The organism is Flagellimonas okinawensis (genome assembly GCF_029194005.1).
GTDB lineage: Bacteria > Bacteroidota > Bacteroidia > Flavobacteriales > Flavobacteriaceae > Flagellimonas > Flagellimonas okinawensis.
On record NZ_JARFVA010000001.1, the window covers coordinates 222,770 to 246,211 of the forward strand.

General features: G+C 41.6%; 19 protein-coding genes. 12 read left to right on the top strand and 7 right to left on the bottom strand.

The genetic code is table 11. From position 1 onward, the window contains the following. Positions 1-27 precede the first annotated feature (27 nt). Complete coding sequence (locus tag PY091_RS01110) at positions 28-435, top strand: thiol-disulfide oxidoreductase DCC family protein (RefSeq protein ID WP_275647910.1); 408 nt, start codon at positions 28-30, stop codon at positions 433-435. On the opposite strand, the gene PY091_RS01115 is transcribed toward PY091_RS01110, so the two are convergent. Together PY091_RS01115 and aroC are read right to left on the bottom strand one after the other, a co-directional pair. Continuing rightward, positions 432-1,745, bottom strand: a complete 1,314-nt coding sequence (locus tag PY091_RS01115; RefSeq protein ID WP_275647911.1) for a dicarboxylate/amino acid:cation symporter — start codon at positions 1,743-1,745, stop codon at positions 432-434. The two genes, PY091_RS01110 and PY091_RS01115, sit on opposite strands and share 4 nt — an antisense overlap. A 59-nt stretch (positions 1,746-1,804) precedes the next feature. Next, complete coding sequence (gene aroC, locus PY091_RS01120) at positions 1,805-2,869, bottom strand: chorismate synthase (RefSeq protein ID WP_275647912.1); 1,065 nt, start codon at positions 2,867-2,869, stop codon at positions 1,805-1,807. A 194-nt stretch (positions 2,870-3,063) separates the two neighbouring features. Between aroC and PY091_RS01125 the strand changes: the two genes are divergently transcribed. Further along, positions 3,064-3,978 carry a UDP-2,3-diacylglucosamine diphosphatase gene (locus PY091_RS01125; protein ID WP_275647913.1) on the top strand — a complete coding sequence of 305 codons (915 nt, stop codon included), beginning with the start codon at positions 3,064-3,066 and terminating at the stop codon, positions 3,976-3,978. On the opposite strand, the gene PY091_RS01130 is transcribed toward PY091_RS01125, so the two are convergent. Beyond that, on the bottom strand, positions 3,949-6,864 hold the full coding sequence (locus PY091_RS01130) for an FAD-binding and (Fe-S)-binding domain-containing protein (protein WP_275647914.1): 2,916 nt from the start codon (positions 6,862-6,864) through the stop codon (positions 3,949-3,951). The two genes, PY091_RS01125 and PY091_RS01130, sit on opposite strands and share 30 nt — an antisense overlap. A gap of 88 nt (positions 6,865-6,952) precedes the next feature. On the opposite strand from PY091_RS01130, the gene PY091_RS01135 reads away from it, so the two are divergent. Both PY091_RS01135 and PY091_RS01140 read left to right on the top strand, forming a co-directional pair. Then, positions 6,953-7,453, top strand: coding sequence for a hypothetical protein (locus tag PY091_RS01135; protein WP_275647915.1), 501 nt, complete (start codon positions 6,953-6,955; stop codon positions 7,451-7,453). Between the two features lie 96 nt (positions 7,454-7,549). Next, positions 7,550-8,671, top strand: coding sequence for a TlpA disulfide reductase family protein (locus tag PY091_RS01140; RefSeq protein ID WP_275647916.1), 1,122 nt, complete (start codon positions 7,550-7,552; stop codon positions 8,669-8,671). A 63-nt stretch (positions 8,672-8,734) separates the two neighbouring features. Here PY091_RS01140 and PY091_RS01145 read toward each other — a convergent pair whose 3' ends face one another. Further along, a complete protein-coding gene (locus PY091_RS01145; RefSeq protein ID WP_275647917.1) occupies positions 8,735-9,385 on the bottom strand; it encodes a rhomboid family intramembrane serine protease in 651 nt (216 codons plus the stop codon). 53 nt (positions 9,386-9,438) lie between these two features. Between PY091_RS01145 and PY091_RS01150 the strand changes: the two genes are divergently transcribed. Continuing rightward, entirely contained in the window at positions 9,439-10,356 is a 918-nt protein-coding gene (locus PY091_RS01150) for a lysophospholipid acyltransferase family protein (protein ID WP_275647918.1), read from the top strand. Here PY091_RS01150 and glmM read toward each other — a convergent pair. Beyond that, positions 10,353-11,741: a phosphoglucosamine mutase gene (glmM, locus tag PY091_RS01155; RefSeq protein ID WP_275647919.1), complete on the bottom strand. Its 1,389-nt coding sequence runs from the start codon at positions 11,739-11,741 to the stop codon at positions 10,353-10,355. The two genes, PY091_RS01150 and glmM, sit on opposite strands and share 4 nt — an antisense overlap. Before the next feature lie 91 nt (positions 11,742-11,832). Between glmM and PY091_RS01160 the strand changes: the two genes are divergently transcribed. Genes PY091_RS01160 through PY091_RS01170 form a run of 3 tightly spaced genes read left to right on the top strand, consistent with a single transcriptional unit; the run spans position 11,833 to position 15,027 of the window. After that, complete coding sequence (locus tag PY091_RS01160; protein ID WP_275647920.1) at positions 11,833-12,426, top strand: acyl carrier protein phosphodiesterase; 594 nt, start codon at positions 11,833-11,835, stop codon at positions 12,424-12,426. Then, complete coding sequence (ggt, locus tag PY091_RS01165; RefSeq protein ID WP_275647921.1) at positions 12,414-14,099, top strand: gamma-glutamyltransferase; 1,686 nt, start codon at positions 12,414-12,416, stop codon at positions 14,097-14,099. The genes PY091_RS01160 and ggt overlap by 13 nt, the downstream gene beginning before the upstream one ends. 10 nt (positions 14,100-14,109) lie before the next feature. Next, a complete protein-coding gene (locus tag PY091_RS01170; protein WP_275647922.1) occupies positions 14,110-15,027 on the top strand; it encodes an ATP-grasp domain-containing protein in 918 nt (305 codons plus the stop codon). Positions 15,028-15,029: 2 nt separating this feature from the next. On the opposite strand, the gene PY091_RS01175 is transcribed toward PY091_RS01170, so the two are convergent. Next, positions 15,030-15,782, bottom strand: coding sequence for an XRE family transcriptional regulator (locus tag PY091_RS01175; protein WP_275648758.1), 753 nt, complete (start codon positions 15,780-15,782; stop codon positions 15,030-15,032). Between the two features lie 183 nt (positions 15,783-15,965). Here PY091_RS01175 and PY091_RS01180 point away from each other — a divergent pair, with 183 nt between their 5' ends. Together PY091_RS01180 and PY091_RS01185 are read left to right on the top strand one after the other, a co-directional pair. Then, positions 15,966-17,228 (top strand): putative DNA modification/repair radical SAM protein, encoded by a 1,263-nt coding sequence (locus PY091_RS01180; RefSeq protein WP_275647923.1) that lies wholly within the window; start codon positions 15,966-15,968, stop codon positions 17,226-17,228. A gap of 107 nt (positions 17,229-17,335) precedes the next feature. After that, entirely contained in the window at positions 17,336-18,112 is a 777-nt protein-coding gene (locus PY091_RS01185) for a TIGR03915 family putative DNA repair protein (protein WP_275647924.1), read from the top strand. On the opposite strand, the gene PY091_RS01190 is transcribed toward PY091_RS01185, so the two are convergent. After that, on the bottom strand, positions 18,113-18,640 hold the full coding sequence (locus tag PY091_RS01190; RefSeq protein ID WP_275647925.1) for a hypothetical protein: 528 nt from the start codon (positions 18,638-18,640) through the stop codon (positions 18,113-18,115). 83 nt (positions 18,641-18,723) lie between these two features. Here PY091_RS01190 and PY091_RS01195 point away from each other — a divergent pair, with 83 nt between their 5' ends. Both PY091_RS01195 and uvrA read left to right on the top strand, forming a co-directional pair. Beyond that, positions 18,724-20,472, top strand: coding sequence for an APC family permease (locus PY091_RS01195; RefSeq protein WP_275647926.1), 1,749 nt, complete (start codon positions 18,724-18,726; stop codon positions 20,470-20,472). Between the two features lie 91 nt (positions 20,473-20,563). Further along, positions 20,564-23,425 carry an excinuclease ABC subunit UvrA gene (gene uvrA, locus PY091_RS01200; protein ID WP_275647927.1) on the top strand — a complete coding sequence of 954 codons (2,862 nt, stop codon included), beginning with the start codon at positions 20,564-20,566 and terminating at the stop codon, positions 23,423-23,425. Positions 23,426-23,442: the final 17 nt, after the last annotated feature.

Below are 23,442 nucleotides of genomic sequence, written 5' to 3' on the forward strand. Positions count from 1 at the left end.
CAACGCCCCAGGCTCTATCTTTGCATTGTGGAAAATGGCAAGAAAATAATTTTGTTCGATGGTGTTTGCAATTTGTGCAACAGTTCCGTCCAGTTCGTAATCAAGCGCGATAAAAAGGATATATTCCGTTATGCCGCACTGCAAAGTGACATAGGTGAACAATTGGTAACCCAAAGGCATATCGATACCAGTAAAGTGGACTCCATTATCCTAATTGAACCCGGTGTGGCCTATTATACAAAATCGGATGCCGCATTGGAAATAGCAAAGGAATTGGGCGGATTATGGAAGCTAACATCCATTTTTACATGGATTCCGACCTCCGTAAGAAATGCTATTTATGATTTTGTGGCCAAAAACCGTTACAAATGGTTTGGCAAACAAGAATCCTGCATGATTCCCACTCCTGAGCTCAAGGCCAAATTTTTGGATTAACTCTCTTTTTCCTTTTGATAGTTATCGTCCCAATTCTTCACTTTGGGCTCACCTAGTTTACCCACAGATTTGGCTACAACCATGGATACCGTTGCATCACCGGAAACATTGACTACCGTTCGGCACATATCCAAAGGTCGGTCCACAGCAAATATAAGTGCCAAACCGGCCTCAGGAATTCCTGCTTGGGCCAATACAATTACCAACATAACCATACCTGCACCAGGAACTGCCGCACTACCTATGGATGCGAGCGTTGCAGTAACAATAATCCCAAGTTGGGCAGAAATACTTAAATCCATACCAAAGGCCTGTGCTATAAAAACAGCGGCCACAGCTTGGTAAAGACTGGTACCATCCATATTAATGGTCGCGCCGATAGGAAGCACAAAACTGGTAACTTCTTCCTCGACCCCAAGGTGCTCTTCTACGCGCTCCATGGTAACGGGAAGAGTGGCCGCACTGGAACTGGTCGAAAACGCCAATAACTGTGCCGGTGACATTCCTTTCATAAAGAAAGCAGGATTGGTTTTGGTGAAAATCCATGCAATCAAAAGGTATACACATAACATTAGTGCCAATCCAAGGAGTACACAGAATGCGTACCATGCCAATGCCTGGAACAAATCCAAACTTGGGGATTCTACCACCAAAGCGGCCAATAGGGCGAACACACCATAAGGTGCCGCCAACATAATGATATCAATGAGTTTTAAAATGACCTCATTAAAGCCATCAAAGAATTTTTTTACCGGTTCTGCGGTCTTTTCAGGAATTAAAATAAGGCCGATACCAAAAAATATGGCGAAGAAAATTACCTGAAGCATATTTCCGTTGTCGCTGGCGGCCTTAAAAATATTACTGGGCACCAAATCCTCCAATGCCTGCAATGGACCGGCTTCCTTTTGTTTATCTGCTGCAGTTTTTATGTTATCGGCGTCTCCCTTATAGTTTTCGACCAACTCGTTTCTGGTATCCTCACTTATGGAACTTCCGGGTTTTACCATATTTACTACCAATAACCCAATGGTTACGGCAATTACGGTGGTAATAATATAAATACCGATGGTACGCCCACCCATTTTGGACAGTTTGGATATGTCTTTAAGGTCGGATACCCCTTTGATCAAAGAAGCCAAGATCAAGGGAACGGCAATCAATTTAAGAGAGTTGATAAAAATATTTCCGAAAGGCTTGATCCAATCCGAGACAATTTTAGGACCCCAATCAAATTGAACCATTAACAATGCAAACAAAACACCCAAGGCCATCCCTATTAGGATTTGCCAGTGTAATTCCAATTTCTTCATAAAGAGTTAAGTTAGGGACGGAAAGATACTTTATAGATGGGAAACGTCCTAACGTAAGCTTAGATTTTGTTGGTGCGGGCCAAAAGTGTGTAGTCTGCCAAAACCAATGCGGCCATGGCTTCCACGATAGGCACCGCTCTAGGGACTACGCATGGATCATGTCTGCCTTTGCCTTGTGTAGTTACTTTTTCTCCTTCCTTATTGATTGTCTCATAGGATTGTAACACTGTAGCTACCGGTTTAAAAGCAACACTGAAATAAATATCCATACCATTACTGATTCCACCTTGCACACCACCACTTCGATTGGTTTTTGTAGTCCCATCAGGATTAAAAGCGTCGTTGTGTTCACTGCCTTTCATTGCAACTCCGGCAAAACCACTACCGTATTCAAAACCTTTTACGGCATTGATGGACAACATGGCCTCCCCAAGTTTGGCATGAAGCTTATCGAATACAGGTTCACCTAAACCAATTGGTACATTTTCAATAACACAGGTAACCACTCCACCAATGGTATCTCCTTCTTTTTTAATGGCCTTGATGTAATCTTCCATCTTCTGGGCCATTTCCGCATCCGGACAGCGTACTGCATTGGATTCGATTTGTGAAAAATCAAGTTCTTGGTAGGATTTATCCAACTTCATATCTCCTACTTGAGACACAAAGGCATTGATTTTTATGTCACTTAAAAATTGCTTCGCAATAGCCCCTGCCACTACCCTACTTGCCGTTTCACGGGCGGAACTTCTTCCACCTCCGCGATAATCGCGGAAACCATATTTTTTATCGTACACATAATCCGCATGCGACGGACGGTACGAATCCTTGATATGGGAATAATCCTTGGATTTTTGGTTGGTGTTATGGATGGCAAAGCCTATCGGCGTTCCTGTGGTTTTTCCCTCGAACACACCCGAATAGATTTCAACGGTGTCCGGCTCCTTACGCTGGGTAACAATAGCTGATTGGCCTGGTTTTCTTCTGTTCAGTTCTTCTTGGACCTTGTCCAAATCTAAAGTAATCCCCGCTGGACAACCATCAATTACGCCTCCCAATGCTTTTCCGTGAGATTCACCAAAAGTGGTGAGTCTAAAAAGTTGTCCAAAAGAATTTCCTGCCATTCGGTATAAAAATTATGATGTCCCCAAAGGTAGACGTTACAAATCTAATTCAAAAACGATGTAACGCCTTAATATTATTGTAACATATTTAGTTTCAGCGTGATGATTTTTTAACATTATGCTCATGAATTGATGACTTCAATTTCATTTTTAATTTATTCCAACCATTTTATTTTGCATTAAACCCTATACCATTGAAAAAAAGGAAGATAGAATTGGCCGTTATCTCAGATGTACACTTGGGAACTTACGGCTGCCATGCAGATGAACTCATTACATATCTCAACAGTATCCAGCCTAAAAAACTGATTCTGAACGGTGATATCATCGACATTTGGCAGTTTAGTAAGCGATACTTCCCTCCTTCCCACCTCAAAGTTTTGCGAAAGATCATAGGGATGGCCTCGAAGGGTACCGAAGTTTACTATATCACTGGAAATCATGATGAAATGCTTCGTAAGTTCAGTGATACTTCAATGGGTAATTTTAAAATAATGAACAAGCTGGTGCTCAATCTGGATGGAAAAAAAGCCTGGATTTTCCATGGCGATGTTTTTGATGTCTCCATTCAGAATGCAAAATGGTTGGCCAAATTGGGCGGCTATGGTTACGACCTCCTTATTTTGATCAACAGCTTTTTAAATTGGTGCTTGGCCAAGATGGGCCGCGAAAAATATTCGCTGTCAAAACGAATCAAAAACAGTGTTAAGGGTGCCATTAAATACATCAACAATTTTGAGAAGACCGCTGCCGAACTTGCCATTGAAAATGATTATGATTATGTGGTCTGCGGACACATCCATCAACCTAAAAAGGAGATATACGAAAATAAATATGGTAGTTGTACCTATTTAAATTCAGGGGATTGGGTTGAAAACCTGACGGCTTTGGAATACTCCTTCAAGCGTTGGAGAATCTATCATTACAATCACGATAGACTCTCCCCTTTCTTTGTGGACGAGGATTTAAAAGAAATGGACATGAACGACTTGATTGCCTCCATTACCGACAAAGACGTCAATATTGAGAATATTTCCCCAGAATATTTGGGAAACGAGGAAAATATAGACCTCGATTTCCTAGATGACAAGGGCTTGTCTCAAGATTGAAACCGGGTGCTGCGCCTCCCTTTTCGTTCCATCCTTAATTTGATGCCTACAACTGGTTCCATTGGCCGCAATAATAGTTTCCTTTGGACTTTTTTCGACTGCCGGGAATAACTTTAGCCCACCAACTTGCATGCTTACTTCGTAGTGTTCCTTTTCGTACCCAAACGAACCGGCCATACCACAACAACCAGACGGAATAATTGTCACCTTATAGTTTTTGGGCAGATTCAACACATCAAAGGTCACCTTTTGGTTACTTAGTGCTTTTTGATGGCAATGCCCATGTATTTTGATAGTCTTTTCCTCTTCGGTAAAACTTTCGGCCGTAATATGCCCACTTGCTATTTCTGCAGCTAGGAATTCTTCTATCAAAAATGATTGTGAAGCCAACTTTTTCAGTTGTTCCTTATTATCGTGTAAACGCTGGTACTCGTCCCTGAACGATAGTATAGCGGAGGGCTCCAATCCCACGATTGGTGTTCCTGCATCCAAAATCGCTTTAAGGCTCTCCATATTTTGATCCACCAATTTTTTGGCTTGCTTCAAAAATCCCTTGGATAGAAAAGTTCTGCCACTTTCCCCGTAAAATAATTCCACATCGTAACCTAATTTGCACAACAGCTCTATAGCATCCTTACCTACTTGAATATCCAAATATTTGACAAACTCGTCAATATACAGGACTATTTGTTTTTTGGAAAGATCTGTTCGCTTTACTCGGTTTTTCTTTAGATGATTTTTGAAATTGAATCGGCCTACCTTTGGTAGATTACGTTCTGGAGCCACCCCCACTGCTTTTTTGAGCGCTCCGCTCACTGCTTTGGTATCGTACATCCAATTTGTAATTCCTGCAACCTTGCTTCCCATGGCATTTAGCCGGGTGTTATGGGCAAATAATTTACTGCGTAGGCTATACCCGTTTGCCTCTTGATAATTATACAGGAACTCAGCTTTTAAAGCGGAAACGTCAACATTACTAGGGCATTCACTGGCACAGGCTTTACAGCTCAGACACAGGTCGAAAGCCGACTTTAGCTCTGCATGATCAAAACGATTGGTTTTTTCCGAATTGGTCAAAAATTCCCTAAGAGCATTGGCCCTAGCACGCGTGGTATCTTTTTCATCCTTGGTAGCCTGGTAGCTTGGGCACATGCCACCATTCATATGATGGCTTTTTCTACAGTCACCGCTTCCGTTACATTTTTCGGCAGCTTTTAAAATACCTTCACTATCCGAAAAATCCAATATAGTTTCTACCTCCGGCTCTTTACGGTCCACCTCGTACCGCAAAGATTCATCCATTGGATAAGCATCCACGATTTTACCTGGATTCAATATCAAATTGGGGTCAAAAAGAGCTTTAACCCTTTTCAAAAGATTATAATTGGTATCGCCGATCATCAATGGGATAAACTCGGCACGAACTATACCATCACCATGCTCTCCACTAAAACTTCCATTATATTTTTTGGTAAGCTTGGCAACATCCGTAGTAATGCTTCTAAAGAGCACAACATCCTCCGACTTTTTAAGATTCAAGATGGGTCGCAAATGCAATTCACCGGCACCGGCATGGGCATAGTAAACCGCATCTTGGTTGTAACCTTCCATAATTTTGGAAAATTCCGCTATAAAATCTTTGAGGTCCTCCAAGGCAACTGCCGTGTCCTCGATACATGCCACCGCTTTTCTGTCCCCCACCATATTGCCCAACAGGCCGAGTCCGGCTTTTCGCAATTCAATGGCTTTATTGATGTCGTCTCCGTATAAAATAGGATTGGCATAGCTTAAACCAGACTTTTCTATGGTTGCCAAAAGTGATTCCAACTGCTTTTCCAAATCTTCTTTGGTGTCGGCCTTTACCTCCAACATTAAAATTCCTGCCGGGTCTCCTTCCACAAAAAAACGATTGGCCAATTGCGCCCTATTATTTTTTGTACAATCCAAGATCACCTTGTCCATCATCTCGCACAAATGCAAATTATGGTTCATCACAGGAGCCACATCGCTCAAGCAATCCTCCAAAGTTTTGTAATGTGTCGCTACCATTGCTGCGTGTGCCGGTGGCAACTCATCCAATTGAAGGGTAACCTCGGTGGTAAAAGCCAATGTGCCCTCACTACCAGAGAGCAATCTACACAAATTGAATTCAGCAGCTTCATCCCCAAAAACATTATTATGAAGGAGTTCGTCCACTGCATATCCAGTGTTTCTGCGATGGATACTAGGTTTTGGAAATTCTGATCGTATGTTGTTTTGTATGTCCGGATTCGAGAGTTCTTCGTAAAGCTTGCTGTAAATTTTAGCCTCCAAGGAATCTCCCTTTTTCTTCTTTTCGAACTCTTCTTTAGAGATATTGGAAAAATACGCATCGCTTCCATCGGACAAAACACATTGCATGGCAATGACTTTGTCCCTGGTAACACCGTATTGAATAGAGGTAGTACCTGATGAATTGTTTCCGACCATCCCACCGATCATACATCTATTGGATGTAGAGGTATTCGGACCAAAGAACAGTCCAAATTGTTTTAGGTATTGATTGAGCTCGTCACGAACTACACCGGGCTGGACCGTAACTTGCCTCTTATCCTTATCCAAACTGACAATCTTGGTGAAATAACGGCTGACGTCAACTACAATACCTTCTCCAACACATTGACCGGCCAAGGAGGTTCCTGCAGTTCTTGGGATTAGACCTATTTTGTTTTTGTTTGCAAATGCAAGCAAGTTTTTAAGGTCATTTACATTTTTAGGATAAGCTACCGCAGTCGGCAACTTTCTATATACTGAAGCATCGGTGGCATAAATTGCCCTGCTCAAATCATCGAACAGCAACTCACCTTTCAAGGCCTCTGAAAGGTCTTTTAACAAATTTTTATCCAATTTGGAGTAATTTTTGGGAACTAAAACGGTTTTTCAAACGTAAATCTAATACAAAACTATCTCTAATTTTTAACTTAACGAGACTATCATGAAGATTACCACATTATTTTCAGTTATTATTTTTTTTGCAACAGCGAGCTTAAGCGCTCAGAACATTTCTGAACATGCCTTAGGATTGCGTTTGGGCGACAGCGACGGTTTTGGAGCTGAGATTTCTTATCAAAAATCTATAGGCCAATACAACCGTGCCGAGTTCGACCTTGGCTGGAGAGACAGCAATAACTTTGATGCCTTTAAGTTGACCGGAGTATACCAGTGGGTCCGTCCTTTGGATGGAAACTTTAACTGGTACTATGGTGTTGGTGGTGGATTGGGTAGCGTTGATTTCGATTATCCAGATCCGGACTTTAACGACGACAACGACGGATTGTTCGTTTTTGCGGCCGGAGACATTGGTGTAGAGTACGATTTCGACATTCCACTTTTACTGTCATTGGATTTTAGACCAGAAATCGGTTTGATCGGTTACGACGGTTTTGACAATGATTTTGATTTTGACATCGCTCTTGGTATCCGTTACCAGTTTTAATTAAGAAAACTTTATAATCGACCCTTGGCCCAAGAAAAGCCAAGGGTTTTTTTATGCGATAACTATTGAATACCTTAGCGGCCTAAACATTTTAAAATGAAAAAACTATTTGTACTATCCTTAGGGGTTCTTTTCTTAACTGCCTGTAATTCCGAACCTAAAGGATTTACTATTAGCGGTACCATTAGCGGGGAGCCCGAAAATGGAACACAAATATTCTTAAAAACAACAGATTCCATCAATCAATTGATAGATGTTGACACAGCCACTGTTGAGAACGGATTGTTCAGCTTTACCGGAAACCAGTTGGAGCCTAAGATGCACTACATTTTTGTTGACAAATTGCGGGGAAACGCCCCAATTATTGTCGAAAATGCTGCTATGGAGGTAGAGTTTCAAAAAGACAGTATAGGTTATGCCGAAATAAAAGGTACCGAGCAGAACGAACTGTTCATGGGCTTTTTGGCAGAGTCCCGTAAATTATCCGAACGTGCCAGGTCCATGCAAGACGATATGAGAATGGCAGCACAAGAAAGAGACACGGCCACTGTTGCAGCCTTGAGAGAGGAGTTCATAGAGTTCCAGGAAGATGCAAGGAATTATAACATGAACTATGCAAAGGAAAACCCTAATGCATTGGTTTCCGTATTGATCATTGGAAACCTATTGGCTACCAAAGGTGCACCTGTTGAAGAAATACAAACCATGTTTGATGGGCTTTCACCAGAAATGAAAGCTACGGAACCAGGGAAAAAGATTGCCGAACAGTTAGAAAGCTTAAAATCAACGGAAGTTGGGGCCACAGCTCCAGATTTTTCCGCGCCTACCCCAACAGGCAGCGTACTTGCATTGAGCGATGTTACCAGCAATGCCAAACTCACACTAGTAGACTTTTGGGCTGCTTGGTGCAGACCATGTCGTGAGGAGAACCCGAACATCGTATCAGTTTATAAAAAGTACCACGATAAAGGTTTTGATGTGTTGGGCGTTTCTTTGGATAATAAAGCAGAGCATTGGACCCAAGCCATTGAATCTGACGAATTGGTTTGGAACCATATTTCCAACTTACAGCGTTTTCAAGATCCCATTGCACGTTTATATAACATCAATGCGATACCAGCAGCATTCTTATTGGATGAGAATGGAGTTATCGTAGCAAAAGACCTAAGAGGTCCTGCATTGGAAGAAAAAGTAGCGGAAATCCTTGGGAAGAGCTAAACAAAAAATATTTTTTTGATGAAGAAAAAAGGTTTTGAATGTTTCAAGGCCTTTTTTGTTGCGCTATATTTTGCCCATTTTATCCAACACAAAAAGTACAATGATTGGAATAGCAAGCAGTACAACAATCAAGGTATCCGTTACAAAAAGGTCCGGCATAAACAATAATGTGGTTGCATAACCACCAATGGCACCACCAAAATGCGCGGTATGTCCAATATTTCCATGTCTGCTCTTCATTCCCCAAATAGAATACAGCAAATAAGCAATACCCAACACATACGCCGGTAGCGGAATCGGGATAAACATAATACCCAATTGCATATCTGGATTCAACAAAATAGCAGCGTACAAAACACCCATTACCGCCCCACTGGCACCGACAGCACTGTAAAAAGGCTCGTTTTTATGAAAGAAAAGTGCCAAAAGGCTCCCAGCAATCAAACTGACCAAGTAAATAATGACAAATTTTATAGGTCCGAACCACCCAATCACAACTGGAGCAAAAAAGTAGAGGGTAAACATGTTCAGGAACAAATGGGAAATATCCACGTGCAAAAAACCAGATGTTACCATTCTTTCCCGCTGACCCGCTTGTACGGCGTTGATACTGAACTTGTATCTATCAAAAAATGCAGTGCTATTAAACCCACGTAGGGAAACCAAAACATTGGCGGCCATAATGGCAATGGTAGCGATATGTAAATTGAGCATGTAAATAAAGGTTTGGGTTCAAATATAGCTATATTTGCACACAAGAATAGTCTATGCAGCTGGTAGTTTATATCCTTGTTTATCCATTGCTCTGGTTGATTTCCAGACTTCCCTTTAAAGTCATTTATTTTATTTCTGATGGTGTTTATGTGCTATTGTACCATGTAATTGGCTATCGAAAAAAAGTGGTGCGAAACAACCTTGCCCTTGTTTTTCCAGAAAAATCTGAGAAAGAACGACTGTTGATCGAGAAGAAATTCTTCCGGCACATGTGTGATATTTTCTTGGAGATGATGAAGACTATGGGGATGAGCAAAAAAGAAATTCAAGAGCGATTTACCGTAACCAATATTGAGTTGATCATTGACTTGGAGGACAAAGGCATCAATACCATGCTAATGCTTCCCCATTACGCCAGTTGGGAATGGGTTTTATCCCTTAACCTTCAGATCAAGTCCAAGGGTTATGGTATTTATCAAAAAATAGAGAACAAGTATTTTGATAAATTAGTGAGGAGCATACGTGGCAAATACAATACCGAGCTTATATCCACTAGAGAATCAAGAAAAATCCTTAAAGCCGCAAACGAAAGTAAAAAATTGACCATGGTGGGCATCATCAGCGACCAATCGCCCATGGTTAGCAGAGCTAAGTATTGGACCGAATTTATGGGGGTTACAGTTCCAGCGCATGTAGGTGGTGAAGAAATCTGTAAAACGAACAACTTTGTACCTATCTATCTTAAAGTTAAAAAACTGAAGCGTGGATATTACCAAAGTACATTTGAAGTTCTTTTTGATGACCCTACTATTGTTCCCGATTACAAAATAACCGATGCCTTTTTGCGGGAAACGGAGAAGTCTATTCGCGAAGCTCCAGAATATTACTTTTGGACCCACAAACGTTGGAAGCACAAAGACAAAGTGCCCAAAGAGTTTCAACAAAAAACCACAAAAGCAGCGAATTCTTAGATTCCTGCCACTTCCTTTATTTCACTGATAATTCTATCGGCCAAACCATCGGCTTCATCTTGTGATTTTGCCTCGGTATAGATTCGGATAATCGGCTCCGTGTTGGATTTTCTTAAGTGTACCCAGTTCTCTGGAAAGTCAATCTTTACCCCATCGATCGTGGACACCTCTTCATCTTTGTATTTGTTGTGCATAGCTTCCAAGAGCGCATCCACATCCAAGTCCGGTGTCAACTCGATCTTCTTTTTGCTCATAAAGTAGCTTGGATAACTAGCGCGCAGCTCAGCAACCGTTCCTCCTCGCTCAGCCATCAACATTAAGAACAAAGCAGTACCAACTAAGGCGTCACGTCCATAATGACTTTCGGGATAGATGATTCCGCCGTTACCTTCACCTCCTATAATGGCGTTATTGTCTTTCATTTTGGTCACCACGTTCACCTCTCCTACTGCGGCGGCTTCATACGTTCCACCATGTTTTTCGGTTACATCTCGTAAAGCTCTGGAAGAAGATAGGTTGGAAACCGTATTTCCTTTGGTTTTGGACAGTACATAATCGGCACAGGCCACTAATGTATATTCTTCACCGAACATTTCACCATCGTTGCTTATGAATGCTAAACGGTCCACGTCGGGGTCAACCACAATACCAAAATCGGCCTTTTCTTCAACTACTTTCTTACAGATATCCCCCAAATGCTCTTTCAATGGCTCTGGATTGTGCGGGAAGTGTCCTGTTGGGTCGCAATAGAGCTTTACCACTTCCACACCCAATTCTTCAAGCAACTTGGGGATGGCAATACCCCCTGTGGAGTTTACACCATCAACAACAACTTTAAAACCTGCTTTTTTAATGGTATCGGCATCGACCAAGGGTAGCTCCAAAACTTCATCAATATGGATGTCGATATAAGAATCATTTTTAATGATTTCTCCCAAGTCATCTACCTCGGCAAATTCGAAATCCTCTTTTTCGGCCAAAGCCAAGATTTTTGCCCCTTGTTCCGCATCCAAAAACTCCCCCTTTTCATTCAGTAATTTAAGGGCGTTCCATTGTTTGGGGTTATGACTTGCAGTCAAGATAATTCCACCATCGGCTTTTTCCAAAGGAACCGCTATCTCTACTGTAGGTGTGGTCGACAAGTCTAAATCGATTACATCAATCCCAAGTCCGACCAAAGTGGAGACGACCAAATTTTGGATCATTTCACCAGATAAACGGGCATCACGACCAATTACGACTTTTAATTCATCCTTTTCCGAGTACGATTTTAACCAAGTACCATAAGCTGCAGCAAATTTTACTGCATCTACAGGTGTTAGGTTATCATTTGTTTGGCCACCAATGGTACCTCGTATTCCGGAAATTGATTTGATTAGTGTCATAATTGTTAAAAAAGTTTTTGCAAATATAGTTGGGCTTATTCGATTCCATGTTTTGAATTTGTAAATTTCGACAGAAAAGGAATTTGCCCCGATGAACTTCTTAGCGCATATCTATTTATCTTTTGGTGACGATGAAATAACATTGGGTAATTTCTTTGCCGATCATATTCGTGGCAACAAGTACAAACATTTACCAGAAAAAATTCAGAAAGGCATTTTGCTGCACCGGGAAATCGACACCTTCACAGATGCACACCCAACTGCCAGAAAAAGCAGTAAGCGCCTTCATAAAAATTACCATCATTATAGTCGAGTAATCGTTGATATTTATTACGACCATTTTTTGGCCAAAAACTGGAGCAGTTATTCAGATGTGCCTTTGGATACCTTTGTAGAAAAGTTCTATGATTTATTGGAAGACAATTACGATATCCTTCCCATGGCCACCAAACGAATGATGCCCTACATGATTGCGGACAATTGGCTGCTCAACTATGCCAATTTAGCTGGGATTGAACGTGTTCTCAATGGCATGAACCGACGGACAAAAAACAAGTCTCGAATGAATTATGCCATTTTGGACCTTGAAGAAAATTATACTGAATTCGAAAATGAATTCACTTCATTTTTTGAAGAATTGATTACCTTTTCCAACCAAAAATTTATTTCTCTATGCGAAGACTAGTACTCCTCTTCCTTCCCCTAATCTTTTTTATTAATTGTAAGCAACAACCAGCAACACCTACTGGACTGGTCGCTGAAAAGGCCATGGTAGTATCCGCCCGTGAAGAAGCATCACAATTGGCGGTGGATATTATGAAAAAAGGCGGAAACGCTTTTGATGCCATGGTAGCTACGGAACTTTCCCTTGTTGTAGCATATCCGTTTGCAGGAAGCGTTGGTGGTGGTGGTTTTATGGTCTACCGCAAAAACAATGGTGAAGTCGGTGGAATCGATTATCGCGAAAAAGCCCCTTTGGCCGCCCATAAAGACATGTATTTGGATTCCTTGGGCAATGTGATCCCAGGTTTAAGCACATCTGGCGGTACTGCAGTGGGAGTTCCAGGTACAGTTGCCGGCGTATTGGAGGTTCACAAAAAATTCGGAAAACTTCCTTTAAAGGATATCATTGAACCTATTATTCAACTCGCCAATAAGGGTGTTGTAGTAACCGAAAACCAGGCCAATCGTTTGGAAAGAACACGAGAACGTTTTATCGAAGCCAATGGTGACAGCACCAAATTCGCCCAAGCTTTTGTTGTAGGTGATACCATAAAGTACCCTGCCTACGCCAAAACACTCCAAAAAATAATGGAAGAAGGTCGTGATGGTTTCTACAAAGGTGAGGTTGCCCAGAAACTAGCCGCTTTTGTTCAGGAGAATGGAGGTTTGATTACCGAAGAGGATCTAGAAAAATATGAAGCGGTATGGAGAGACCCCGTTGTCTTTAACTACAAAGGCATCAAAGTTATCTCAATGAGCCCACCCAGCAGCGGAGGTGTTACCATCAACCAGATATTTAAAATGATGGAACCTTATGAAGTTGCCAAATATGGACATAACTCAGCAAAAACCATCCAATTGTTTACCGAAGCATCTCGTAGAGCTTATGCTGATAGAAATTTCTATTTAGGTGATCCTGATTTTGTGGACATTCCCTACGATATGCTCTTGGACGATGAATATTTGCAAGATAGAATGAGCAATTTCTCTTTTGACAAAGCCACTTTATCCTCAGAGGTTAGTCATGGTGAAGTCGAAATTGTTGAAAGTGACCAAACCACACACTTTTCCATAGTGGATAGCGAAGGTAATGCCGTTTCCGTGACATCCACGTTAAATGGTGGTTATGGATCCAAACTGTATTCTGATGAGCTTGGTTTCTTTTTAAACAATGAGATGGATGATTTTAGCGCCAAACCTGGTGTACCCAACATGTTTGGCCTAATTGGTGCCGAAGCCAACAGTATTGAACCAGAAAAACGCATGTTGAGCAGCATGACCCCTACCATTGTAGAAAAAGACGGGAAACTGTACATGGTTGTAGGTACTCCTGGAGGTTCTACCATAATTACCGCCGTTGCGCAGACCATCCTGAATGTTTATGAGTTCAACCTAAGCATGCAAGAAGCTGTGAATGCACCCCGTTTTCACCATCAGTGGTTGCCCGACATGGTGATTTTTGAACCGGAAGGTTTCTCCGAAGAACTTAAGGCCGAATTAAAATCCAAAGGGTACATCATCAATGAAGAGAGGACTCCGATTATTGGAAAGGTTGATGCGATTCGTGTGTTGCCCGACGGAAAATTGGAAGGTGGCGCAGATAAACGTGGAGATGATACCGCGGTTGGTTATTAATTAGCATTCAATGGAATTTGACGTTGTTGTTTTGACGGACCACAGGTATGTGGACCCAAAAGAAAAGACACCCTACATTCAAAATGTACTGCAAGAAGACCAACTGGTTTTGGAAGCATTGCAAAATCAAGGGTTAAAAGTGGTTCGTAAAGCATGGGACGACCCGGATTTTGATTGGTCGACCACCAAATATGCTTTGTTCCGGACCACCTGGGACTATTTTGACCGTTATGCGGAATTCTCGGAATGGTTGGAAAAAGCATCAAAACAAACACAGTTTATCAATTCCAAAGAGCTTATTTATTGGAATATTGACAAGCATTATTTTAAAGACCTATCTAAGGCAGGAGTGAATGTTCCCAACACGGTATATATAGAAAAAGGTTCCAAAACCACCCTTGAAGGAACGATTCAAAGTGCTATGTCCAACCATGGTTTTACTGCGGACACCTACATTTTAAAGCCATGTGTTTCCGGAGCAGCCCGTCATACCTATAAAATCAAAAATGATAAAGTTTCCGAGCACGAAGCTGTTTTTCAAGATTTGATAAAAGAGGAAGCCATGATGCTTCAGGAGTTTCAGCACCATATTGTTTCGGAAGGGGAAATTTCCATGATGGTTTTTAACGGACAGTTTACCCATGCTGTACTAAAAATTGCCAAACCGGGCGATTTTAGGGTACAGGATGATTTTGGTGGAACTGTTCATAACTATTCGCCGAGCGCTTCGCAAATAGCATTTGCAAAAAGTGTGGTGTATGCTGCACCAGAATTGCCCGTTTATGCTCGAGTGGATATTTTTAAGGACAACGATGGCAATTGGGCTCTGGCCGAATTGGAGATTTTTGAACCGGAATTATGGTTCCGACTTAACCCAACAGCTGCGCATACAGTTGCCAAGGCTATTAAAAACAAATTCTTCTCTTAAAACTATCTAGCAATCTGCTTTTTTAACTCTTCCATGGACTGCTGAAGTTGTTTCAACAGGCCTGTTTCGGTAGTTGCATCAACATTAAAGGTCAACTTACTGCTCACCTCCCAAATCTCTTGAATTTGAAAGGGTTTGATTTCGTAAGGCGGGTAGGTTTCATTCAAGGAAACCAAGGTGATGTTATTGGAATTGGGCTTACGCTCTATTTTCTTCACCATCACGGAGTCTTGTAAAACGACTACGTACATTTTATTGGGACTCACATGGTCTATATGCTCAATGGCACGTGCCAACACCCAATCGTTGGGTCTTAAATTGGGCAACATACTATCCCCTTCTACCTGAAAACCACGATAGGTCGCATTACGGAACTCAGGTATGGGCATATCAAAAGCGGGCAACTGCCTATACCAACTCGTATCGGAAATATTCTGTGGATAACCCGCCGCAGCTTTGGCATTTACCATCACCATGTTGTCATTATCGGAATTATCAACAGTGACCACTTTAGGAATAACACTGGTTTTGGAAGTATCCAAATGCTTTTGATCACTTTCACCGAACAACCACAATGGATTGATCTTGAACTGCTTCAAAAGTTCGGCCACTACTTTACCGGAAAGCTTGGTTCTCCCCCGCTCTATGTCGGCCGTGGTATTTTTAACCCCAAGTAATTTGGCGAACTCGGTTTGAGTGTAGCCAAGTTCCCTGCGGATATCGGTAAATCGTTTTAGGGTTATTTCATTTTCCATCATCAATTCAATAATGTCATGTCGAGCGCAGTCGAGACATCTAGCAACATATTATTCTCGAAAGCAATCAAACAGACAATCCATTCTCAAATATAGCTATTTTGGAATATTTCCAAAAACTTTTATGGATTATTTCCATTTATTGGATTATTTCCATATTTTTGATTGGAATATTTCCAAGTTATGAATTTTGAACGGATACGAGAAAAACTGAACATATTGGCAGATGCTGCCAAATACGATGTCTCTTGTGCAAGTAGTGGCAGTGACCGAACCAATAAAACCAAAGGATTGGGAAATGCTTCCAAAATGGGAATATGCCATAGCTACACCGCAGATGGCCGATGTGTTTCCTTGTTAAAGATCCTGTTGACCAACCATTGTATCTTTGATTGTGCCTATTGCGTAACTCGCAAATCCAATGATGTTCCAAGGGCCGCTTTCAAGGTGCAGGAAGTAGTAGACCTCACCATCAATTTTTATCGCAGAAATTATATCGAAGGGCTTTTTTTGAGTTCCGGGATTTTCAAAAGTCCCGACCACACCATGGAACGTTTGGTGGCCGTTGCCAGAAAACTGCGCGAAGAAGAAAATTTCAACGGCTATATCCATTTAAAATCCATTCCTGGGGCCAGTGATGAATTAATGTACGAAGCAGGATTGTACGCCGACCGACTTTCTGTAAATATCGAAGTTCCCACCATCTCTGGATTAAAATTATTGGCACCGGACAAAAAGCACGAGGACTTTACTAAACCCATGGAAAAGGTGAAAAATGAAATTGTACGATACAAATCAGAACGAAAAATCATTAGAAGTACACCAAAATATGCCCCTGCAGGGCAAAGCACACAGATGATTGTGGGAGCTTCGGGAGAATCGGATAAGGATATTATGTATTCCGCGACCTATTACTATAAAACCTTCAATATGAAACGCGTATACTATTCTGGCTATGTACCGGTGACCCATGATTCCCGCTTGCCGGCCATAGGTTCCCAGGTACCTATGTTGCGCGAAAACCGATTGTACCAAACGGATTGGCTATTGCGTTTTTACGGCTTTTCCATTGGAGAAATCCTGAACAATCAACACCCGAATTTGGATATGGACGTAGACCCAAAGCTATCTTGGGCCTTGCGCAACCTGCACCATTTTCCTGTGAATGTAAATACGGCGGACAAACAACTACTGGCCCGAATTCCTGGGATTGGAATGCGGTCGGTGGACAAAATTGTAAAAGCCAGGAAATTTAGAAAACTGAACTGGGACCACCTCAAAAAGATTGGTGTGGCCCTCAACCGTGCCCAATATTTTATGGTCTGCGATTCCCGGCATTGGGAACGCCGTGATCTGGATGCGGATAAAATTAAAGGTTTGATCCTTCAGAATTCCTCGGGGAAATTTAGGAATCAGTACAGTACACAATTGCCTTTGTTCAATTAGTACAGGCAATTGACAAGTAAGTCATTTCGAACGCATGTGAGAAATCTAGATTCCTCGATCATTAGATCCTTCGAAATGATATCTAAAAAACAAAAAATGCAAGCGCTATGAATGCTTCAACAACCTTAGTTTATGACGGTAGCTTTAACGGATTCTTGACCGCCGTATTTGTCGCCTTTGATGAAAAAATCAATGTAGCCGATATCCAAAAGAACAATCAAACCCAAAGCGGATTGTTTTCTGATACAGAGACAGTTTTCACCCATGTGGAAAAAGCCAAACGTGTTTGGAACGGTGTCCGCAATAAAAGCCACAATGCGATTTCCAATGTCTATTTCGCTTTTTTAAGTGAAGCAGAAGGCGTGGAAATGATGCTTTACTCCTACATCCAAAAATTGATGCGCACCAAAAATGGTAAGTATTTGGACTATTCTGATAGTACAGTGCTCTACATAGCACAACTAGCCAGAAAAGTGGGCCGGGAAAAACATCGAATGGAGGCTTTTGTTCGGTTCCAATTAACCAAGGACGACATCTACTTTGCCAACATAGAACCTGATTTCGACGTTCTACCGTTGATCTCCAAACATTTTCGTGATCGCTACGCTGACCAAAAATGGTTGATCTACGATGTAAAACGTAAGTATGGCATTTATTACGATTTGAACCATGTAGAGATGGTATCCCTGAATTTGAAGGATATCCACTATAACAAAACGGTTAAAAGCGATGCCTTCTCTAAGGAGGAATATGAATACCAAACCCTTTGGAACGATTATTTTAAAAGTACCAATATTGCGTCGCGTATCAACCCTAAGTTACATACGCAACATGTACCAAAACGCTATTGGAAGTATTTAAGTGAGAAGAAGGAGGCGGTTTGATTACTGCTTACTTTTCTCCCCTACAAAATGGTCGCTTTTGGTCTTGAACAGTACATTAAAACTGGTCAAGCTACCATAAATTCGGGTAATATATTGTTGTAAGTCGATTTTTTCTTGATCGTCCAGGTTCTTGCTACTATTAATCTTTTGCTCCATCACACGGATGCGGTCGCGGACCATCACAATTTTATGGAAAAAGGTGTCAATGGGCATTTCTTTATTTGCCGTAGTGTCCCCTGGTTCCAAAACCAATTTACCTCCTCTCCACTTATCGGCCAAAGCCACTTTTTCATGCGTATCGCTCCACTTTTCCAATATTTTCACCAAGGAACGTTCCACATCAAAAAAACTAACGCTATCCACTTCATCTTCCACAGCTTCAATGACTTCAAAATCTGCATCCAAATCAATGGTTTCCAATCCATTTTCCAAAAATGTCACCCAATAGTGTTTGGACGATACGTTGGTTACCACACCTTTACCATAATCTGGATGATCTATTCTTGAGCCAATGCCTAATATTTTCATAATTAAATTTATTTTCTGCTCTCAAATTTAGAATTTTTGAATGTTTCCCCTACCTTCGATAATGGTTTTATAAACCAGCATTCATGGAACCACAAAAATTAAGAGCAAAACTCGGGGAGTTGGCCTCTACTTCCATCAGTGGTAACGACATCAGTTCTTCTTGCCTGTACGTATCCGCTTTGGCCGTTCTACACGCTGGTCAATATGCATGGATTTCATTATTGATTGTTGGCGTAGTTCTCTTTTTATTTCGAAAAATTTATGGTGAAGTCGTTGGAGCGCTTCCAATGAACGGTGGCGCCTATAATGCACTACTGAACACCACAAGTAAGAGCATGGCATCCTTGGCCGCATCACTTACTTTGCTGTCCTATATGGCCACAGCGGTAATCTCTGCCAATGAGGCCATGGCCTATTTAAAAAATATTGTTCCCCATTTGCCCGTGATATTGGCCACCATTGGTCTATTAGCCATTTTTATGGGATTGGTGATTATCGGAATCGGGGAATCATCCAAAGTGGCGATTGCCATTTTCATTTTCCATTTATCCTCATTGGTATTACTGTCATCTTTCGCCGGTTTTTATCTTTTAGAACATGGATGGGAAGTATTTTTCAACAACAATGCGTTACCCGTAAAACATGGAGCTTTGCCCATGGCCCTGTTCTTTGGTTTTTCTGCCGCCATGCTGGGGATAAGCGGCTTCGAGAGTTCGGCGAACTTTGTGGAGGAACAAAAAAAAGGGGTTTTTCCAAAAACGCTTCGCAACATGTGGGTCGTGGTTACCATTTTTAATCCGCTGATTGCCTTTTTGGCATTGGCTGTATTGCCTATTCCCGAGATTGAATCCAATAGCGAAGCTTTATTGTCCATTATGGGCAACCAGGTCAGCGGTTCATGGTTAGCAATGTTGGTTTCCGTGGATGCGGTACTGGTATTGAGTGGTGCCGTCCTTACCTCTTTTGTTGGTGTCTCCGGATTAGTGGAACGTATTACTTTGGACAGGATTTTACCTCCTTTCCTTTTAAAACGAAATAAAAACGGAAGCACCTATCGCATTGCCATTGTTTTCTTTATGCTCTGTGTCTCGATTTTGTTGATTACCGAAGGTAATTTGGAGGCTTTGGCGGGAGTGTACACCATTGCTTTTTTGTCGGTGATGGCGCTTTTTGGAATCGGCAACATCTTATTGAAAGTAAGACGTAAAAATCTTCCCCGCCCAGAACGTTCGGGCTGGTTGTCTTTATTGGTTGCCATTGTTGCCGTAATTACAGCATTGGTCGGAAATATTCTATTGAATCCCGATTACCTTGCCGTATTTATGGAATACTTTATTCCTACCATTGCATTGGTTTTGGTAATGCTCAACAGGACCGCCCTTTTAAAGCTATTGTTGCGTTTAATTCGATATTTTCTCGACCCCGTGAATCGTTTTTTGGTTAAATCCTACCGCGGCATCAATCGGGTTATTGACCGTATCAACGATCAAGAATTTGTCTATTTCACTAAAAAAGATGATGTAGCGGCGCTCAATAAGGTACTGCTCTACATTCGAAATAATGAGCATACAAGAAAATTAAAAATCGTATCTGTATTTCCGGAAGGAGAACAAGCTACGGATAGTTTTGTGTCCGACTTAAATGTATTGGATAGGGAGTATCCAGAAATCAAAATAGAATTTATCCAATTGCATGGTGAGTTTACACCAAAATTGATAAAACAGTTATCGGACCAATGGAAAATTCCTATCAATTTTATGTTTATCGGGAGTCCTAGCGACAAGTTTCCTTACCCACTTCAAGAGTTGGGTGGAGTTAGGTTGATTATTTGATGTTTCTAGCACTTTTAATTCATTGTAAGGAAAGATAGAGTCACTTCCTTTTTAGATCCCAATTCGCTACTTTTGAGGTTTGCTATGATTTATGATTAATTACGAAGAACATATTGAGGTTAAGGGCGCAAGGGTCCATAACCTGAAAAATATAGATGTTACCATTCCCCGTGAAAAACTTGTTGTGATCACAGGACTTTCGGGAAGTGGTAAATCCTCCTTAGCGTTCGATACCATTTATGCCGAAGGGCAACGCAGATATATTGAAACCTTCTCTGCCTATGCCCGGCAGTTCTTGGGCGGGCTGGAGCGCCCTGATGTGGATAAAATAGATGGGCTCTCTCCTGTTATTGCCATTGAACAGAAAACTACATCGAAATCCCCTCGTTCTACAGTAGGTACCATTACCGAAGTCTATGATTTCTTGCGTCTTCTTTTTGCAAGGGCTGGGGATGCCTACAGCTACAATACAGGCGAAAAAATGGTAAGCTATAGCGATGAACAAATCAAGGATTTGATCATAGAGTCTTACAAGGATAAAAAAATCAACGTTCTTGCTCCGGTTATCAAATCGCGTAAAGGACATTACCGTGAACTTTTTGAGCAGATTGCAAAGCAAGGGTTTGTTAAGGTTCGTGTTGATGGTGAGATTATGGACATCACCAAAGGGATGAAGGTCGACCGATACAAAACCCACGATATTGAGATTGTAATCGACCGTTTGAAAGTCGGCGATAGCGAAGATTTCCATAAACGGCTGAGCGAGACCATCAATACTGCCATGTATAGTGGAGACAACGTGCTTATGGTATTGGAAGAAGGGGAATCGGTACCGCGATATTTCAGTAGAGATTTAATGTGTCCATCATCGGGCATCTCCTACCCCACTCCAGAGCCTAACACTTTTTCCTTTAACTCTCCAAAAGGAATGTGTCCCGAATGCAGTGGATTAGGGCATGTTTTTCAAGTCAACGAGAATAAAATCATCCCGAACAAGAAAGTATCCATCAAATCTGGTGGGCTTGCCCCTCTAGGGGAATACAAAAAGTCATGGGCCTTCAAACAACTGGAAACCATTGCGCAACGCTACAATTTTGATCTTTCGGATGCAATAGAAAAGATACCTGCCGAAGCTATGGATGTTATTTTGAACGGCGGCAAGGAAAGTTTTGAGGTAGATTCAAAGAGTCTTGGGGTAAAAAGACAATACAAGATTGATTACGAAGGAATTTCCAACTTCATCAAAACCCAATACGAAGAAGCCAATTCTACTTCCATTAAACGATGGGCCAAGGATTATATGGACAAGGTAAGTTGTCCCACTTGTGAAGGCTCCCGCTTACGAAAAGAGTCGCTCTATTTTAAAATAGACGGAAAGAACATAGCCGAACTGGCACAAATGGATATTGCCGAGCTTGCAAATTTCTTCAAACATTTGGAAGACACCTTGGAGGGTAACCAAAAAAAGATTGCTGAGGAAATTATCAAGGAAATTAAGGCAAGGGTCGGTTTCTTGTTGGATGTTGGCTTGGATTACCTTTCCTTGAATCGAAGTTCGAAATCGCTTTCAGGTGGTGAAGCACAACGTATCCGATTGGCCACTCAAATAGGCTCGCAATTGGTTGGCGTACTCTACATTTTGGATGAACCAAGCATTGGACTGCACCAGCGAGACAATGAACGATTGATTCATTCCCTCGAATCGCTTCGTGATATTGGGAATTCGGTTATTGTGGTAGAGCACGACCGTGACATGATCGAATGTGCTGACCATGTTATCGATATTGGCCCTAAAGCCGGCAAACATGGTGGAGAGATTATATCCGAAGGAAGTCCAAAGGAACTCATTGATCATCATACCATAACCGCGCAGTTCATCACTGGAGAAATGGAAATCCCTGTGCCAGACAAAAGACGCAAGGGAACGGGCAAAAAAATCACACTCTCTGGCTGCACTGGCAATAACTTAAAAAATGTGACCGTGGATTTCCCTTTGGGAAAACTGATCGGTGTAACTGGGGTTTCCGGCAGTGGTAAGTCTACATTGATAAACGAAACCCTCTACCCCATTATGAACGCCCATTATTTTAATGGCGTTAAAAAACCAATGCCCTACAAAAAGATTACCGGGCTAGAACATATCGATAAGGTAATAGACATCAATCAATCTCCTATTGGCCGCACACCGAGGTCGAACCCGGCTACCTACACAGGTGTTTTCAGTGAAATTCGCTCATTGTTCTCTAAAACCACCGAAGCTACTATACGTGGATATAAACCAGGGCGATTTAGCTTTAATGTGGCAGGCGGTCGTTGCGAAACTTGTCAAGGTGGTGGACTCAAGGTCATTGAAATGAATTTTTTGCCCGATGTGTATGTGGAATGTGAGACCTGTAACGGCAAACGATTCAACAGGGAAACCTTGGAGATACGTTACAAAGGAAAATCCATTGCCGATGTGTTAGAAATGACCATCAACGAAGCTGTGGATTTCTTTGAGAATATTCCAAAAATTCATCGTAAACTTAAGACAATAAAAGATGTAGGTTTAGGTTATATATCTTTAGGGCAGCAATCCACTACGCTCTCGGGAGGAGAGGCCCAGAGAGTGAAGTTGGCCACAGAGCTTTCCAAAAGAGATACGGGCAACACTTTTTATATTCTTGACGAACCGACCACAGGCCTGCATTTTGAAGATATCCGAGTACTTATGGAAGTACTGAACCGCTTAGTGGATAAAGGAAACACCATTTTGGTCATAGAACATAATATGGATGTGATCAAAATGATGGACCATATCATCGATATTGGATACGAAGGAGGAAGAGGTGGCGGAAATGTTGTAGCAGAAGGTACACCTGAGGAAGTTGCCAAGGACAAGAAAAGCTATACCGCCAAGTTTTTAAAGAAAGAATTAGACAATACAAAGCAAAAAATAAAACGCGCAGTTTAAAACACTAGACAACTATG

Coding starts and splice junctions, on each gene's coding strand:
- PY091_RS01115 (WP_275647911.1), bottom strand. CDS start 1,745: ATGAAGAAATTGGAATTACACTGGCAAATCCTAATAGGGATGGCCTTG.
- aroC (WP_275647912.1), bottom strand. CDS start 2,869: ATGGCAGGAAATTCTTTTGGACAACTTTTTAGACTCACCACTTTTGGT.
- PY091_RS01135 (WP_275647915.1), top strand. CDS start 6,953: ATGAAGATTACCACATTATTTTCAGTTATTATTTTTTTTGCAACAGCG.
- PY091_RS01140 (WP_275647916.1), top strand. CDS start 7,550: ATGAAAAAACTATTTGTACTATCCTTAGGGGTTCTTTTCTTAACTGCC.
- PY091_RS01145 (WP_275647917.1), bottom strand. CDS start 9,385: ATGCTCAATTTACATATCGCTACCATTGCCATTATGGCCGCCAATGTT.
- PY091_RS01150 (WP_275647918.1), top strand. CDS start 9,439: ATGCAGCTGGTAGTTTATATCCTTGTTTATCCATTGCTCTGGTTGATT.
- glmM (WP_275647919.1), bottom strand. CDS start 11,741: ATGACACTAATCAAATCAATTTCCGGAATACGAGGTACCATTGGTGGC.
- PY091_RS01160 (WP_275647920.1), top strand. CDS start 11,833: ATGAACTTCTTAGCGCATATCTATTTATCTTTTGGTGACGATGAAATA.
- ggt (WP_275647921.1), top strand. CDS start 12,414: ATGCGAAGACTAGTACTCCTCTTCCTTCCCCTAATCTTTTTTATTAAT.
- PY091_RS01170 (WP_275647922.1), top strand. CDS start 14,110: ATGGAATTTGACGTTGTTGTTTTGACGGACCACAGGTATGTGGACCCA.
- PY091_RS01175 (WP_275648758.1), bottom strand. CDS start 15,782: ATGGAAAATGAAATAACCCTAAAACGATTTACCGATATCCGCAGGGAA.
- PY091_RS01180 (WP_275647923.1), top strand. CDS start 15,966: ATGAATTTTGAACGGATACGAGAAAAACTGAACATATTGGCAGATGCT.
- PY091_RS01185 (WP_275647924.1), top strand. CDS start 17,336: ATGAATGCTTCAACAACCTTAGTTTATGACGGTAGCTTTAACGGATTC.
- PY091_RS01190 (WP_275647925.1), bottom strand. CDS start 18,640: ATGAAAATATTAGGCATTGGCTCAAGAATAGATCATCCAGATTATGGT.
- PY091_RS01195 (WP_275647926.1), top strand. CDS start 18,724: ATGGAACCACAAAAATTAAGAGCAAAACTCGGGGAGTTGGCCTCTACT.
- uvrA (WP_275647927.1), top strand. CDS start 20,564: ATGATTAATTACGAAGAACATATTGAGGTTAAGGGCGCAAGGGTCCAT.